Origin of the sequence: Nocardia kruczakiae NBRC 101016 (genome assembly GCF_001612965.1) — a bacterium.
Lineage (GTDB): Bacteria > Actinomycetota > Actinomycetes > Mycobacteriales > Mycobacteriaceae > Nocardia > Nocardia kruczakiae.
Map to the genome: position 1 here is coordinate 265530 of NZ_BDBL01000003.1, position 15686 is coordinate 281215.

Consider the following 15686-nt stretch of genomic DNA (forward strand, 5'->3'; position numbering starts at 1 on the left):
ACCATCGCCATGCTCCGGGAATTGGTGGCGCAGCGCGAAATTCGCGCGGTGAACGACACCGCCTTCGCGGTCACCCCCGCGCTGCGCGAGGCATACGCCTCCGGCGACGACGAGGAACTGGCCGAGGCGGCGATGGGCGAGGCGGCGCGCGCGTCGCTGCGACTGCTGGCCGAGGAACGCGAATCCGCGCTGCTGCACGCCGACGACGACGCCGAGCCCGCCGGCACCGATCCCGACGCTGCCGCCGAAGACGGCGGATCGTCGTATTCGGCGCCGGTCTATCGCCGTGCCGTGATCGCCGCCGATGTGACGGGCACGACCCTGCGCCCGGATCTCGACGATGCGGTGGTCCGGCTGTCCGGGCCGATCACCTACCAGCGCATCGCCTCGGTGCACGTCGACCTGGCCGAGGCCGAACCGCAGGTCGCGAAGGCCGTCGACGTCGTCGATGCGGCCGATCTGGGCGATCCGGACGCGGAATTCGTGCTCGGCGACGCGGAGGATCACCAGCTGGCTTGGTACGCGGCACAGGAGTTGCCGTTCCTGCTCGACCTCCTCTGATCCGCCCGCTAACCTACGATGCCGTAACCTTGGCTCGAAGGGTGCGCCGCAGGCGCGTGATCACAGGAAATGAGCATTCGCACGATGGTGTCGAAATCGGTACAAAGCCTGCGGGCATGGCTCGAGGCCCCCGTCGCCGACGCGAAGATGGCCGGACGCACGCGCCTGGACGCGCTGCGTGGAGCGGCCGCCCGCATCACCACCCCGCTGCTGCCCGACGATTATCTGCATCTGGTGAATCCGTTGTGGTCGGCGCGGGAGCTGCGCGGGCGGATCGTCGAAGTCCGTAAGGAGACCGCGGATTCGGTGACCCTGGTGATCAAACCGGGCTGGGGTTTCGACTTCACCTTCACCCCCGGCCAGTACATCGGCATCGGTGTCCTGGTCGACGGACGCTGGCACTGGCGGTCGTATTCGCTGACCTGCCCGCCGGACTGGACCGCCCCGGACAACCGCGCCGAACGGGTGATCTCGATCGCGGTGAAGGCGATGCCGGAGGGCTTCCTGTCCAGCCACCTGGTCAACGGCGTGCCGCAGGGCACTGTCGTCCGCCTGGCCGCGCCGCAGGGCGGATTCGTGCTGCCGGAGCCGCCGCCGGCCAAGGTGTTGTTCATCACCGCGGGCAGCGGCATCACCCCGGTGATGGCGATGCTGCGGACCATGGATCGCCGCGCCGCCGACCGCACCGACGGCGACGCGATGGACGACATCGTGCACATCCATTCCGCCCGGACCGCCGAGGACGTCATGTTCGGCGCGGAACTGCGGGCGCTGCACGACAAGCATCCGGGCTTCACCGCCCATATCCACCTCACCGGTGAACAGGGCAAATTCGATCTCGCCGATCTCGATGTGCGGTTCCCGGACTGGCGCGAGCGCGAGACCTGGGCATGCGGTCCGGCCGGGCTGCTCAACGATGTCGAAAAGCATTGGGCCGCCGCGGGTATCAGCGACAAACTGCATGTCGAGCGGTTCGAGGTGGAACGGTCGGCGGTCGGCGAGGGCGGCACCGTCACCTTCGCCCGCACCGATCGCAGCACCGAGGTCGACGGCGCCACCAGCCTGCTCGAGGCCGGTGAGGCGGCGGGCGTGCAGATGCCGTTCGGCTGCCGGATGGGTATCTGCCAGACCTGCGTGGTCACCCTGACCGACGGGCATGTGCGCGATCTGCGCAACGGCGCCGAACATCAGGCCGGGGAGAAGGTGCAGACCTGCATCTCCGCCGCGGCCGGAGACTGCACCCTGGACGTGTGAGTCGCGTTCCGGTGGTGTTCACCCGCCCGCCCCGCGGCGGCGCGAGCGATCACCACCGGTAACCGATACCCTGAAGAGGACAAGACCGAGACCTCCCACCGAAGCGCAGCGGAGGCGATTCCACCGAAGCGCAGCGGAGGCAATCCGATACCGGCCCGCCGACGCGAGGCAGAGGCATTCATTTCGAAACCGCCGGAGCGAAGCGGAGGCATTGCAGGACCGTGGCCATCACCGACATCAAGGCGTATTCGCATCTGACGGCTGCCGATATCGAGACACTGGGGCAGGAACTCGACTCCATCCGCCGCACGGTCGAGCAATCGCTGGGTGAGCGCGACGCCGCCTACATCCGGCGCACCATTCGCGCCCAGCGCACGCTCGAGGCCGCGGGCAGGGCGGTCCTGTTCGCCGGCCGCAACAAATGGGCCTGGGTCGCGGGCACCGCGATGTTGTCGGTCGCCAAGATCATCGAGAACATGGAGCTCGGGCACAACATCAGCCACGGGCAATGGGATTGGATGAACGACCCGGAGATCCACTCCACCACCTGGGAGTGGGATATGACCGGAACCTCCGGGCAATGGAAACGGGCGCACAACTTCTCGCATCACACCTATACGAACATCGTCGGCATGGACGACGACGTGGGCTTCGGCATCCTGCGTATGACCCGCGACGAAGAGTGGAAGCCGATCAATCTCGCGCAGCCGGTGGCGAATCTGATCCTGGCCGCGCTCTTCGAGTGGGGTATCGCCCTGCACGATCTCAAGATCGAGAAACTGCAGGCCGGAGTTCCGCGCAGCGATCTGCTGTCCGAACCCAACCGGCAGTTCCTGCGCAAGGCCGGCCGCCAGGTCGCCAAGGACTTCGTGGTCTTCCCGCTGCTGAGCGGCCCGGGCTGGAAGGCCACGCTGAAGGCCAACGCGACCGCCAATCTGATCCGCAATCTATGGGCGTACGCGGTGATCTTCTGCGGGCATTTCCCGGACGGCGCGGAGAAATTCACCCAGGAACAGTTCGCGGACGAGACTCGGGCGGAATGGTATCTGCGGCAGATGCTGGGCAGTGCCAACTTCCAGGCCGGCCCGGCGATGGCGTTCATGAGTGGCAACCTGTGCTACCAGATCGAGCACCATCTCTTTCCGGACATTCCGAGCAATCGGTATCCCGAGATCGCCGAGCAGGTCCGTCAACTCTGCGACAAATACGACTTGCCGTACACCACGGGATCGCTGGGCAGACAATATGCTCTGGCATTCCGCACGATCCACAAACTGGCATTGCCCGATCGATTCCTGCGTCGTACCGCCGACGACGCCCCGGAGACGTCGTCGGAACGCAAATTCTCACTGTTGCCCCTGCCGCTGACGATCGGTGCGGAAGAGCCGTTGTCCGGTGTCGACCCGCTCACCGGCAGGCGACAGGGATTGCGGTCGGCACTGGTGGAAGCCAAGGCCGCGCTACGCGAGAAGGCCCGGCAGGAAAAGGCGGCGCTGCGCGAAGCGAAGCTCGCCCTGCAAGAGAAAGCTCGGGCCGAGAAGCAGATACTCCGACGCCGTGGACTGCGCGGACGAGCGACCGTTCGCGTCCGGTTGCGGCAACAACGGAAGCGACTAACCTAAGGCATATCGGGCACGATCACAATGCGGTATACGCCACAGTTGTAATCCGAACCGGAGATAACCTACGGGACCGTAACCTACGGTAGTGTAACCAGTATGGCGATCTCGGATGTCAAGGAATACGCCCACCTCACTCCCGAGGATGTGGAAGCGATCGGCGCGGAGCTGGATGCGATCCGCCGCGAAATCGAAGCCTCCCGAGGCGAGACCGACGCCCGCTACATCCGCAACGTGATCCGTTTGCAGCGCGCCCTGGAAATCGGGGGTCGCGCCACGCTGTTCGCCAGTTTCCTACCGCCGGCCTGGCTGGCCGGCACGGCGATGTTGTCGGCCGCCAAGATCATCGAGAACATGGAGATCGGCCACAACGTCATGCACGGCCAGTGGGACTGGATGAACGATCCGGAGATCCACTCCTCCAACTGGGAGTGGGACAACGCCGGCCCGTCCGAACACTGGAAGATCACGCACAACTACCTGCACCACAAGTACACCAACGTGCTGGGTATGGACGACGACATCGGCTACGGCCTGCTGCGCGTGACGCGCGATCAGCGGTGGTCGCCGTTCTATCTCGGCCAGCCGGTCTACAACCTGCTGCTGCAGATGTTCTTCGAATACGGCGTGGCGATCCAGCATCTGGAGCTGGGCAAGGTCGCGAAGAAGAAGTGGGCGCCCGATTCGCCGGAACGCCGGCAATTCGAGCAGGACCGCAAGCTCGTGCTGAAGAAGGTCGGCAAGCAGGCGGCCAAGGATTACCTGATCTTCCCGCTGCTGACCGGGCCGGCCTTCCTGTCCACGCTGACGGCCAATATCACCGCGAATATCGTCCGCAATGTGTGGACCAATGCGGTGATCTTCTGCGGCCACTTCCCCGACGGCGCGGAGAAGTTCACCAAGGGCGATGTGCTCAACGAAACGCAGGGCGAGTGGTACCTGCGTCAGATGCTGGGTAGCGCCAACATCACCGGCGGCGCGGTCATGCATTTCATGACCGGCAACCTCTCCCATCAGATCGAGCACCACCTGTTCCCGGACCTGCCGAGCAACCGGTTGCGGGCCATCGCCGTGCGGGTGCGGGAATTGTGCGACAAATACGATCTGCCCTACACCAGCGGCTCGCTGCCGGTGCAGTACGCGAAGTCGTGGCGCACCATCATCAAGTTGTCGGTGCCCAACAAATATCTGCGCCGCGGCACCGACGACGCTCCCGAAACAAAATCCGAGCGCGCGTTCGGCGGTATCGGCACGGTCGACCCGGTGACCGGGCGCCGGCGCGGGTTGCGCACCGCGCTGAAGGAAGGCAAGCGCCGGGTGGCGGAACGTCGGCAGACGGTCGGCTCGGCCGCCTGAGGCGATCACCGAACCCGAAGGGGCTCCGCGGAGACGATCTCCGCGGAGCCCCTTTCGTCTGCCGGTGTCCGGGCCTGCTTGACTGAACCGGTGTCACCGCAAGAAGCCAGCATCTACGACGTGATCCGGCGGCGCCGCGATGTGCGTGCCGAATTCACCGGAGATCTCGTCGACGATGCGACCCTGCTCCGAATCCTCGACGCGGCCCACCGCGCACCCAGCGTCGGCAATTCGCAGCCGTGGGATTTCGTCATCGTGCGGGACCCGGCGACATTGGCGCGGTTCGCCGCACACGTCGCCGAGAAGCGCACCGAATTCCGGGATTCGCTGCCACCGGAGCGGGCCCGTACCTTCGAACCGATCAAGATCGAGGGCATTACCGAGAGCGGGACCGGGATCGTCGTCACCCACGACGACAGTCGCGGCGGACCGCAGATTCTCGGTCGCGCGACGGTTCCCGAAACCGGTTTGTACTCCACCGTTCTCGCGATTCAGAACCTGTGGCTGGCAGCGACCGCCGAAGGGGTGGGCGTCGGCTGGGTGAGCTTCTACGACGCCCCCTTCCTCATCGACTTGATCGAGCTGCCCGCCGGCATTCGTCCCGTCGCGTGGCTGTGCGTCGGCCCCGTGCACGAATTCCAGCACACGCCGGATCTGGAACGGTTCGGCTGGCGCGACCGGCGTCCACTCGACGACGCGATCCACTGGGAGCGGTACTAGCGCCCCGCCCTACACCCGTTCGAGGACGGCGGACGCGCCGTGCCCTCCCGCGGCGCAGATGCCCAGTAGCGCGGTGTTCTTGCCGGTGAGTGCCAGTTCGTGGGCCATGGTCGTCACCATGCGGGCGCCGGTGGCGCCGAACGGGTGGCCGAGCGAGACCGAACCGCCGTGCACGTTGAGAATCTCCGGGTCTATCTCGCCGACGGCACGGTCGCGGTCCAGCCGCGATTTCGCCCACGTATCGCTGCCGAGGGCCGAGACCACCGAGAGGGTCTGAGCGGCGAAGGCCTCGTGGATATCGACGAAATCCACGTCCGACAGGGAGAGGCCGGCCTTGTCGAGCGCCCGCGGCATGGAGATGGCCGGACCGATCAGCACCTGGTCGGACGGGTCGACGCTGACGAAACTCCAGGACCGGAAGGCCGCCAGCGGTTCGACCCCGAGGGCGCGTGCCTTCTCCTCGCTCATCAGCAGCACCGCGGCCGCGCCGTCGGTGAGCGGACTGGCGTTGCCCGCCGTCACCGTGCCGTCGCGCCGGAAAACCGGGGCGAGGGTCGCCAGCTTCTCCACGCTGGTGTTCGCGCGCACGAGTCCGTCCCGGGTGACCGTCTTCCCGTCCGCGGTGGCGACCGGAAGGACCTCCCGGTCGAACCGGCCGGATTCGATCGCCGCCGCCGCGCGATGGTGCGAGCGGGCGGCGAAGACGTCCTGTTCTTCCCGGGTGATGCCGTGGATGCGGGCCATCTTCTCCGCCGACTCCCCCATCACCTCGCCGGTGGTGCGCTCGGCGATCTTCGGGCGTCGCGGCAGCAGATCCGTGAACGGCGCCAGCTGCGCCACCGCGGACAGGTAATCCTTCGGCTTCGGCTTGCCCAGGGCCAGCGGCGCGGCCGCGTGCACCATCTTCTGCGGCAGCTTCACCTCGGCATTACTGGTCGAATCGCTGCCACCGGCGACCATGATGTCGTATTCGCCGCGCTCGATGGCGGCCGCCGCCGCGGTCACGGCCTGAAGGCCGGAGGCGCAGGCGCGGGTCACGGTGTAACCCTCGCAACCGTGATCGAGGCCCAGATCCAAGGCGATCTCGCGCGCGACGTTGGGCGCCGCGCTCGGCAGGATCACACCGCCCCACACCATCGCCTGCACCTGATTCTTGGGCAGCCCGGTCCGCTCGAGCAGACCGCCGACCGCCAGCACACCCAGGTCGATGGTGTCCGTCCGGGTGTAGTCGGTGAAGGCGCGCAGGAACGGGGTGCGAGCACCGGCGACGATGACGGCGCGACGAGAACGCTTGGTGGCCATGCCCTTACAGTAGGGCGAGCAAGATCCCGATACAAGGTGTCACGGTAATCTCGCCGGTCCGGCGAACGGCGGACGGCCGGGGCGTTTCGGCCCCGGCCGTCCGGCTTCCGACACTCGCTATGCCAGCCTGATCAACCCGTAGTCGAAGGCATGGCGGCGGTACACCACCGACGGACGATCGGTCTCGCGGTCGTGGAAGAGGAAGAAGTCGTGGCCGACGAGCTCCATCTGATACAGGGCGTCGTCCACCGACATCGGAGTCGCGGAATGGACCTTGGTGCGCACGATATGGCCCGGTCCGGCGTACTCGCCCGATTCGGTATCGGTGCGGTCGGCCGACTCGGATCCGTCGGCGCCGGCGGGCAGGGTGTCTTCCACCAGGGCGGCTGTCGCCTCGGCAACCGATACCGGCGTCTTCTCTCCGTAGTGCACCCGGCGGCGGTCCTTGCTGCGCCGCAATCGGGCCTCGGTTTTGACCACCGCGGACTCCAGGGCGCCGTAGAAGCTGTCGGCACAGGCTTCGGCCCGGACCACCGGGCCCTTGCCGCGCACGGTGATCTCGACACGCTGACAGTTCTTGCGCTGGCGGCGGTTTCGTTCGTGGAACAGCTCGACATCGAAAAGGTAGATCGACGGGTCGAAACGTTCCAGGCGGGAGAGTCGGTCCGCGACGTGAATGCGGAAATGATCGGGTACCTCGACGTTACGTCCCTTGACCACGACGTCCGCATCGGGCGTCCGGGGCACATCCGAAATAGTCTGTTCGGCTCCGTTCAGTTCACCGGAACCCAGCTGGGTGCCCGTACCGGTCGAGGGATCTGCTTCTTTCACTGAAGGTCGTGAAGTCGTCACGCGTACCTCCCGGATCTGGCCGCACAACCGATTCATGTGCGGCGGGTTAGCAACCGCACCGAGCCGGACGGAGAGAGGGTTGCGCGGGATTCGGAAAGGGCTTGCAGACTGCCACCCGTGGCCCGCCACTCATGCCGGAAAGCTCGGTACGAAGTCGTCCGAGTCGCCACCTCCAAACTCTGGGTTCGGGTGTCAGATCGCTCTGTCAGCAACGCTATTACGCCGACGATCGGTCCGCCACTGTTCACGCAAATTTCTCCGACTCACGCGGCGCACGTCACCATCACGGCACGCACGTTCACACCTGTACCAGCCAGTACCCGCACCGATTCCGCCGCGGTCGCCCCCGTGGTGAGGACATCGTCTACCAGCACGATGTCGGCGTCCGCCAGGGTGACCAGCACCGAGCTCGATTCGATGCGGCCGGCGATCCGGCCCGCCAGGTTGTCCCGGCGCGCCGGCGCGCTCAATCCGACCGAGTCGCGCACCCCACCACGCGCCCACAACACGGGTGCGAGATGGCAATCGGACAGCCAACCGGTCGCGACGCGCGCCGTCCGCAGCACCGGATCACCTCCGCGGCGCCGTGCCGCGACCCGGCGACTCGGCGCCGGGACCAGAATCAGCGGACGGCCGGGAGCCCGCAACACGCCCAGGCCGCGGGCCAGTGCGCGGCCCAGCGGTGCGGCCAGATCCCGGCGGCCCGATTCCTTGGCCGCCACCACCGCGCGCCGCGCCGGCCCCGCGTATCCGCTCAACGCCCAGCACGGCACCCCCGGGTCGGTGCGCGGCCACACCCGCATCGGCCCCGCCCACAGTGTCGCGGCACATTCCTCGCACCATCCGGTTCCGGCCGATCCACATCCCCCGCAGTACTGCGGCAGGACCAAATCCAGCAGCGTCCGCATCGGCCCAGTGTGGCCGAGGGCACCGACAGGTAGCGCGTGGCGACTAGCCCGGCAAAACCGGAATCGCGTTGGCGCCCAAGCCCTGGACCTCTCGCCAGAAGCGTTCCGTATTGGGCTCCACCGATTGCAGCTGCATGACCGCGCGGGAATCGGCGACGTACTGCTCGTCCGGGGAGGCGCTGACCACGCGCACCGGGGTGGTCAGGTTCCGGCTGGTGAACGGATTCGGCTGCGATCCGTCGATGACGACCGACTGCACCGGATCGACGCTGCCCTCACGGGCCACGATCAGGGTGTCGGCGCCGAGCCAGTCGGCCGAGACCGCGGGCGTACTGAGGCTTACCGCCACCGGCTGCGGCGACGTGAGCGCGTACTTCCCGTCACCCCTGGGTACCACCACCGCGACATAGACCTTGCCGCCGATGATCATCGCCGCCCGCGCGCCGGTGCGGGAGATCCGCAGTTCGGTGATGGGCAGCCGCGGCGGAACCGATCCGGAGGAACTGGCAGGCGCCACCGCGAACAAGTCGGAGGAGTCGACGTCCTGGACCGACACATTGCCGTTGGCCTGGTCGTGCACGGCCCGGATGACGCGGTTGCCGTCCACGACCACCCACGCCGATCCACCGTCGAAGGCCCACGACGGCCGCGTGAAGCTGTTGCCCTGGGCAACCGGGAACGCGGTGCCGTCGTGGCTGCCGATGATCAACGTCTGCGCCGGAGCAGGCGCGGGCTGACCGCTGTCGGCCACCGCCGCGACGAGTTTGCCGTCCTCGGACAGCCCGACCGACTGCAGGTTGCGTGCGGCCCCGAAATATCCGGGTACCGGCACGACGGAGGTATCGGTCACCTTCATCAGGGCACCGTCGCGCACCACGTGCAGCCCGATCTTGTTGTGCGCGCGGTTGATCACGTTGTAGTTGCCGACGTCGGCGACCGACCAGCCGGATTCCGCATGTCGTTCGTCGAGGGGCTTACCGTCGCCGAACAAGAAGTACGGGCCCAGGATGTCGGCGCTCGACAGGGTTAGCACCACCTGGGCGGCCAGCAGTTCCCTGCTGTGTGGATCGAGTCCCCCCGTGCCGGTGAGGTCGACCCGGACGCCGCCGAGGCCCACGCCCACACCCTCCACATCGCCGTTGGCCTTGCTGATGCCCCGCACGGTCACCGGATCGGCCAGTACGTTGCGCACGGCGGGCGCGAGGGCCTGCTGCGGCCCCTGCGAGAGCAGCGACAGCAGGACCTTGGTGAGCTGCTCCTTCCGGGCCGAGACCCACCGCAGGTCCGGCACCATCGCGGTCCCGTCGGGGTTGGCGAAGTTCACGGTGAAGCGCCGATAGGACTTGTAGAAGGCATTGCTGTCGATCGCGACGCCCGCGGGCAGGTCGTCGATCCGCCACTCGCCGCCGACCTTGGTCATCTCGATCTTGCTCTCGAGCAGATTGTCGACCGGACTGTAGGCGCCGTCGGCTTCCAGCTGCCCGACCTTGCGGGCGCGGATCTGATAGGTCGCCGTATTGTCCGACCGCGATTCGCGCAGCGTATCCGGCTTGTCGACGATGACCGTGCTGGCCGTGTCGTCCCAGCTCTGCGCGGCCGCCGGGGTGAGGTACTGGCGAGCCGTCCGATGATGGTCGGTCGGGTCGGCGGTCGCCTCCAGGAAATCGTGCAGCAGCAGATCCGGGTCGCGCCCGACGATCGGCGGATGCGGGCCGGTGGAGGTCGGTTCGTGGTTGAGTGTGCCCAGCGCCTGCGGGGCCGAGGAATCCGGCAGATTGGCGCAGCCCGCGAGAACCAGCACGCAGCTGAACAGCGCGGCGAGCAGCGTTGCCAGACGGGTGCGGTTCATGGATTGATGTCCTCTTTGTCGGCGAGTGCGGTGTCGTCCGAACCGCCCGCGCTCTCCCCCGCCGGTTTCGGCGATCTCCGCTCGGCCGCCGGTTCACCCTCCGGCGATTCCGGTGAGTCCGCGGCCGCCGGCGTCGTACGGGCCGACGGTTCGGCATCGGCATTCGCTTCGACGGTACCCGGAACGCTCGCCGGGCCGTCGGGCCCGTCGCCCGGTGTCCGGGTCGCGGCCGGGTCCGCCGGGTCGGGCGAATCGCCTGCCGGATCGGTTTCCGGGGCCGGGTCCACCGGGTCGTCCGCCGCGTCCACCGAACCGGCGGGCAGGTCGGCCAGCCGCCGCTTGGGCGGTTCCAGCGACAGGGGGCTCGCGCCGAGTTTGCGTCCGCGCACCAGCGGCAGGGTCAGGCGGAAGCTCGCGCCCGCGCCGGGTTCGCCCCAGGCCTCGAGCCGTCCGTCGTGCAGATTCGCATCCTCGACACTGATCGACAGCCCGAGGCCGGTACCGCCGGAACGCCGCATCCGCGAGGGATCGGACCGCCAGAAGCGATTGAAGACCAGCTTCTCCTCGCCGGGCCGCAGTCCGACGCCCTGATCGCGCACCACCATCGCGACGGCGTTGGCGTCGACGTCGCCGCGCATCCGGATGAGGACGGGTTTGCCCTCGCTGTGGTCGATGGCGTTGGCGAGCAGATTGCGCAACACGCGTTCGACGCGGCGCGGATCGACCTCCGCGACCAGCGGTTCCTCGGGCAGATCCACCACCAGTTCGCAGCCGGATTCCTTGGCCAGATGCCGGACCGTGGAGACCGCCGCCCGCGCGCACATCCGCACGTCCAGCGATTCGATCTGCAATTCGGCCACACCCGCGTCGTGGCGGCTGATCTCGAGCAGGTCGTTGAGCAGGCCCTCGAACCGGTCCAGCTCGGTCACCAGCAGTTCGGCACTGCGTGCCAGCGCCGGATCGAGTTCGTCGCTGGATCCGTGGATGAGGTCGGCGGCCATCCGCACCGTGGTGAGCGGGGTCCGCAGTTCGTGGCTGACGTCGGAGGTGAAGCGGCGTTGCAGGTTGCCGAATTCCTCGAGCTGGGTGATCTGATTGGACAGACTTTCGGCCATCTCGTTGAACGACATGGCGAGTCTGGCCATATCGTCCTCACCCCGGACCAGCATCCGCTCCTTGAGGCGGCCGTCGGCGAAGCGTCCGGCGATCCGGGCGGCCGAGCGGATCGGCAACACCACCTGCCGGGCCACCAGCGCGGTGATCGCGGCCAGCAACAGCAGCAGCACGATGCCGCCGATCAGCATGGTGCCGCGCATCAGGCTCAGGCTGCGCTGCTCGTTGTTGAGCGGGAAGATCAGATAGACCTCGAGGGTCGGCACTTCCGAGCTCGGGCTGCCGATGATCAGCGCCGGCCCGCGATATCCGTCCGGATCCGAGATCGTCGCGAACTGGTAACTCACCTGGTTCTGCTGGACGAACCGGCGCAACTCGGCGGGAACCTCCAGCATCGGCCCGGCGGTCACCTCCTGCTGGCCGTCGCCGACCATCGCCAGGGCGACGTTGTAGGTTCCGGCCCCGCCGGTGGAGGAACTGCCGCCGGAGGAGAGTGCGCGCACGGCGTCCTGCAACCGGACCGCCTGGGTGCTCGAATCGGAGACACCCGTCAGCTGCGCCTCGACGGTATTGCGGGCGCGACCCATCTCCTCAACGGCCGCATTGACTTTCGCGTCCAGGAGGCGGTCGGTGATCTGACTGGTCAGCACCACACCGAGGATCGTGATGACGATCAGCGACAGGGTGAGCGTGGAAACCACCACGCGCAACTGCAGCGATCGCCGCCACGTGTGGCCCAGCGATTCTCCGACGGATTTGAACCAGGCCACCACAGCTGCCAGCAGCCGCTCGACGCGGCTTCTGGAGCCTGCGATCACGGCGGTCCGGCCTTGTAGCCCACGCCACGAACGGTCAGCACGATCTCAGGGTTCTCGGGATCCTTCTCGACCTTGGCCCGCAGTCGCTGCACGTGCACGTTCACCAGGCGGGTATCGGCCGCGTGCCGGTAACCCCACACCTGCTCGAGCAGCACCTCGCGGGTGAAGACCTGCCGCGGTTTGCGCGCCAGGGCCACCAGCAGATCGAACTCGAGCGGAGTCAGCGAGATCTGCTGACCGCTGCGGGTCACCTTGTGGGCCGGTACGTCGATGACGATGTCGGCGATCGACAGGAGTTCGGCCGGCTCGTCGTCGGTACGGCGCAACCGCGCCCGCACCCGCGCGACCAGTTCCTTCGGCTTGAAGGGTTTGACGATGTAGTCGTCGGCACCCGATTCCAAGCCCAGGACGACGTCGACCGTGTCGGTCTTGGCCGTCAACATCACGATCGGCACACCGGAATCGGCGCGCAGCACCCGGCACACGTCGATACCGTTCATGCCCGGAAGCATGAGGTCGAGCAGCACCAGATCCGGGCGTAATTCCCGGACCGCGGTGAGCGCCTGCGTGCCGTCGCCGACCACATGGGGGTCGAAACCCTCGCCGCGCAAGACGATCGTGAGCATCTCGGCGAGCGCCATATCGTCGTCGACGACCAGAATCTTCGGCTTCATAATTACTATGTTGTCATCTCTCCGGCTCGGAACGGGCAACCACGCCAACACTGGTTACATTACCGACGCACATGCCACCCTATCGGCCAATCATTTCCGCCAGTCGTTCGGTGAGTCGGACCGGATCGTCCTGCGGCGCATGGACCCACCACGGCCCGTGCCACCGCGATTCGGCCAACCCACGATAGACCGCCGCCGTACGCTCCTGCAGCGATATATCTCGTTCGTAGGCGTCGAGCGCGCGGGCGGTGTCGAGTTCACCTCGGCGCCGGGCGCGTTCGATCGCCAGCTCGGTCGGCACGTCGAGCAGCACCTGGATATCGGGCACCGGAAGTTCGAACCGGCCGAACTCCAATTCCGCTACCCACGAACTCGTTTCGCCGTCCGCCTGTTCGCCCGCCCGCGCGGCGCTGTAGGCGGCGTTGGAGGCGACATACCGATCGAGCAGCACAATATCGTTGTCCGCCAACAGTTTCGACAACTCGTCGCGGGCCTCGGCGCGATCCAGGGCGAACAGCAGCGCCATCGCGCTCACGGATGCGGCCACATCGCCGTGCCGGCCACGCAGCGCTTCGGCCGCCAGATCCGCGTGGATCGACCGGCCGTAGCGCGGGAAGGCCAGCGTGTCCACGCGCAGCCCGCGGTCGCGCAGGCCCGCGACGACGGCGTCGATCAACGTCCGCTTACCCGCGCCGTCGAGGCCCTCTACCGCGATGAGTGCACCCATAACGTGCAGGTTACAACTCCCGCGTCCACCCTGTTCGACGTACCCGCGGTGCACTATCTGAAAAGATCAGATTTCAAAAGACGCTACTTTTGGGGGCATCGCCTCGGATAACGGCCGCGGCGCCGGACGTGATCAAGGATGCGTCCCGAAACAGGAAGGCACCCATGTTCACCTCTCGCGTATTACGCACCGCCGCAGTCACTCTCGTGCTCGGAGCGGGCCTCGCCACCGGAACCGCGACGGCCGCGCAGACATCGGCCACGAACACGCCCATCGCCGACTCCCCGCTGGGGTCGGGATCGGCGAGCGGATCGAACGAGCCGGGCTCGATTCTGTGCTGGCTGCTGCACCCCAGCCCGACCTGCCAGCTCTGAGCGCGGCAGCGCAGGCACGAACGATGTCCCGCCGGGCTCGAAAGCACCGGCGGGACAACCGTTTCCGAACTCAGTACCGGTAGTGCTCCGGCTTGAACGGGCCCTCGACGTCCACGCCGATGTACTCGGCCTGGTCCTTGGTCAGTTTGGTGAGGGTGCCGCCCAGCGCCTCGACGTGGATGCGCGCGACCTTCTCGTCCAGCACCTTCGGCAGGCGGTAGACCTCGTTGTCGTACTCCTCCGGCTTGGTCCACAGCTCGATCTGCGCGATGACCTGGTTGGAGAAGCTGTTGCTCATCACGAACGAGGGGTGGCCGGTGGCGTTGCCCAGGTTCAGCAGCCGGCCCTCGGACAGCACGATGATCGACTTGCCGGAATCGAAGGTCCACAGGTCGACCTGCGGCTTGATGTTCAGTTTGGTGGCTCCGGAGTTCTCCAGCGCCGCCATATCGATCTCGTTGTCGAAGTGGCCGATATTGCCCAGGATCGCCTGATCCTTCATCGCCTTCATGTGGTCCAGGCCGATGATGTCCTTGTTGCCGGTCGAGGTGATCACGATGTCGGCATCGGCGATCGCCTGCTCGACGGTGACGACGTCGAAGCCGTCCATCAGCGCCTGCAGCGCGTTGATCGGGTCGATCTCGGTGACCTGGACACGCGCGCCCTGGCCGGCCATCGACTCCGCGCAGCCCTTGCCCACATCGCCGTAACCGCAGATCAGCACCTTCTTACCGCCGATCAGCACATCGGTGCCGCGGTTGATGCCGTCGATCAGCGAATGCCGGGTGCCGTACTTGTTGTCGAACTTGGACTTGGTGACCGAGTCGTTGACGTTGATCGCCGGGAAGGTCAGCTCACCGGCCGCGGCGAACTGGTACAGCCGCAGCACGCCGGTGGTGGTCTCCTCGGTGACGCCCTGCACCGATTCGGCGATCGCGCTCCACTTGCCCGCATCGGCGGCCAGACTGGCGCGCAGCAGGTTGAGGAACACCTTGTACTCGGTGGAATGCGACTCGTCCTCGGGCGGAACGACTCCGGCCTTCTCGAACTGGGCGCCACGCAGCACCAGCATGGTCGCGTCGCCACCGTCGTCGAGGATCATGTTGGCGGGCTCGTTCGGCCAGGTGAGCATCTGCTCGGCCGCCCACCAGTACTCCTCCAGGGTCTCGCCCTTCCAGGCGAAGACCGGCGTGCCCTTGGGCTCGTCGATCGTGCCGTGCGGGCCCACCACGACCGCGGCGGCCGCGTGATCCTGGGTGGAGAAGATGTTGCACGACGCCCAGCGCACCTGCGCACCCAGTTCGACCAGGGTCTCGATAAGCACCGCGGTCTGGACCGTCATGTGCAGGGAACCGGAGATGCGCGCACCCTTCAGCGGCTGCACCTCCGCGTACTCGCGCCGCAGCGCCATCAGACCGGGCATCTCGTGTTCGGCCAGCCGAATCTCCTTGCGGCCGAACTCGGCCAGCGACAGATCCGCCACCTTGTAGTCGATGCCGTTACGGACATCGGGAGTCAGGTTCGTCTGAGCGGAAAGTTCTGAGGTCGTCATGCGCCTG

The 15686-nt window shown here is 67.0% G+C and carries 14 protein-coding genes; 6 read left to right on the top strand and 8 right to left on the bottom strand.

Features of this window, described 5'->3' with window-relative positions; translation table 11 throughout:
- Nucleotides 1–9 precede the first annotated feature (9 nt).
- The 5 genes from NK1_RS04225 (at nt 10) to bluB (ending at nt 5510) form a co-directional block, all read left to right on the top strand.
- Nucleotides 10–561: a DUF6912 family protein gene (locus NK1_RS04225; RefSeq protein ID WP_063007240.1), complete on the top strand. Its 552-nt coding sequence runs from the start codon at nt 10–12 to the stop codon at nt 559–561.
- Between the two features lie 84 nt (nt 562–645).
- Complete coding sequence (locus NK1_RS04230) at nt 646–1815, top strand: ferredoxin reductase (RefSeq protein WP_063007288.1); 1170 nt, start codon at nt 646–648, stop codon at nt 1813–1815.
- Nucleotides 1816–2036: 221 nt separating this feature from the next.
- Nucleotides 2037–3437 (top strand): fatty acid desaturase family protein, encoded by a 1401-nt coding sequence (locus NK1_RS04235; protein WP_063007241.1) that lies wholly within the window; start codon nt 2037–2039, stop codon nt 3435–3437.
- 96 nt (nt 3438–3533) lie between these two features.
- On the top strand, nt 3534–4790 hold the full coding sequence (locus tag NK1_RS04240; protein ID WP_036504532.1) for a fatty acid desaturase family protein: 1257 nt from the start codon (nt 3534–3536) through the stop codon (nt 4788–4790).
- A 90-nt stretch (nt 4791–4880) separates the two neighbouring features.
- Nucleotides 4881–5510, top strand: coding sequence for a 5,6-dimethylbenzimidazole synthase (gene bluB / locus NK1_RS04245; protein WP_063007242.1), 630 nt, complete (start codon nt 4881–4883; stop codon nt 5508–5510).
- A 9-nt stretch (nt 5511–5519) separates the two neighbouring features.
- Here bluB and NK1_RS04250 read toward each other — a convergent pair whose 3' ends face one another.
- The 7 genes from NK1_RS04250 to NK1_RS04280 all read right to left on the bottom strand — a co-directional run bounded on the left by NK1_RS04250 (nt 5520) and on the right by NK1_RS04280 (nt 13753).
- Nucleotides 5520–6812 (bottom strand): acetyl-CoA C-acyltransferase, encoded by a 1293-nt coding sequence (locus NK1_RS04250; protein WP_063007243.1) that lies wholly within the window; start codon nt 6810–6812, stop codon nt 5520–5522.
- Nucleotides 6813–6929: 117 nt separating this feature from the next.
- A complete protein-coding gene (gene hpf / locus NK1_RS04255; RefSeq protein WP_245660336.1) occupies nt 6930–7643 on the bottom strand; it encodes a ribosome hibernation-promoting factor, HPF/YfiA family in 714 nt (237 codons plus the stop codon).
- A 284-nt stretch (nt 7644–7927) separates the two neighbouring features.
- Nucleotides 7928–8572: a ComF family protein gene (locus tag NK1_RS04260; protein WP_063007244.1), complete on the bottom strand. Its 645-nt coding sequence runs from the start codon at nt 8570–8572 to the stop codon at nt 7928–7930.
- A 43-nt stretch (nt 8573–8615) separates the two neighbouring features.
- Nucleotides 8616–10421, bottom strand: coding sequence for an MtrAB system accessory lipoprotein LpqB (lpqB, locus tag NK1_RS04265; protein WP_063007245.1), 1806 nt, complete (start codon nt 10419–10421; stop codon nt 8616–8618).
- Complete coding sequence (gene mtrB / locus NK1_RS04270; RefSeq protein WP_157104075.1) at nt 10418–12304, bottom strand: MtrAB system histidine kinase MtrB; 1887 nt, start codon at nt 12302–12304, stop codon at nt 10418–10420. The genes lpqB and mtrB overlap by 4 nt, the downstream gene beginning before the upstream one ends.
- Nucleotides 12305–12348: 44 nt before the next feature.
- Nucleotides 12349–13026, bottom strand: coding sequence for an MtrAB system response regulator MtrA (mtrA, locus tag NK1_RS04275; protein ID WP_030515021.1), 678 nt, complete (start codon nt 13024–13026; stop codon nt 12349–12351).
- A gap of 79 nt (nt 13027–13105) precedes the next feature.
- Nucleotides 13106–13753, bottom strand: coding sequence for a dTMP kinase (locus tag NK1_RS04280; RefSeq protein ID WP_063007246.1), 648 nt, complete (start codon nt 13751–13753; stop codon nt 13106–13108).
- A 164-nt stretch (nt 13754–13917) separates the two neighbouring features.
- On the opposite strand from NK1_RS04280, the gene NK1_RS04285 reads away from it, so the two are divergent.
- Nucleotides 13918–14127, top strand: a complete 210-nt coding sequence (locus NK1_RS04285) for a hypothetical protein (protein ID WP_063007247.1) — start codon at nt 13918–13920, stop codon at nt 14125–14127.
- Between the two features lie 70 nt (nt 14128–14197).
- Here the strand turns inward: NK1_RS04285 and ahcY are convergent, their stop codons facing one another.
- Complete coding sequence (gene ahcY / locus NK1_RS04290; protein WP_063007248.1) at nt 14198–15679, bottom strand: adenosylhomocysteinase; 1482 nt, start codon at nt 15677–15679, stop codon at nt 14198–14200.
- Between the last annotated feature and the right edge of the window lie 7 nt (nt 15680–15686).

What these genes read in the sequence shown, in the direction of transcription:
- NK1_RS04250 (WP_063007243.1), bottom strand. Translation starts at nt 6,812, where the DNA reads ATGGCCACCAAGCGTTCTCGTCGCGCCGTCATCGTCGCCGGTGCTCGC.
- NK1_RS04240 (WP_036504532.1), top strand. Translation starts at nt 3,534, where the DNA reads ATGGCGATCTCGGATGTCAAGGAATACGCCCACCTCACTCCCGAGGAT.
- ahcY (WP_063007248.1), bottom strand. Translation starts at nt 15,679, where the DNA reads ATGACGACCTCAGAACTTTCCGCTCAGACGAACCTGACTCCCGATGTC.
- lpqB (WP_063007245.1), bottom strand. Translation starts at nt 10,421, where the DNA reads ATGAACCGCACCCGTCTGGCAACGCTGCTCGCCGCGCTGTTCAGCTGC.
- NK1_RS04285 (WP_063007247.1), top strand. Translation starts at nt 13,918, where the DNA reads ATGTTCACCTCTCGCGTATTACGCACCGCCGCAGTCACTCTCGTGCTC.
- NK1_RS04225 (WP_063007240.1), top strand. Translation starts at nt 10, where the DNA reads ATGCTCCGGGAATTGGTGGCGCAGCGCGAAATTCGCGCGGTGAACGAC.
- NK1_RS04260 (WP_063007244.1), bottom strand. Translation starts at nt 8,572, where the DNA reads ATGCGGACGCTGCTGGATTTGGTCCTGCCGCAGTACTGCGGGGGATGT.
- mtrA (WP_030515021.1), bottom strand. Translation starts at nt 13,026, where the DNA reads ATGAAGCCGAAGATTCTGGTCGTCGACGACGATATGGCGCTCGCCGAG.
- NK1_RS04230 (WP_063007288.1), top strand. Translation starts at nt 646, where the DNA reads ATGGTGTCGAAATCGGTACAAAGCCTGCGGGCATGGCTCGAGGCCCCC.
- NK1_RS04280 (WP_063007246.1), bottom strand. Translation starts at nt 13,753, where the DNA reads ATGGGTGCACTCATCGCGGTAGAGGGCCTCGACGGCGCGGGTAAGCGG.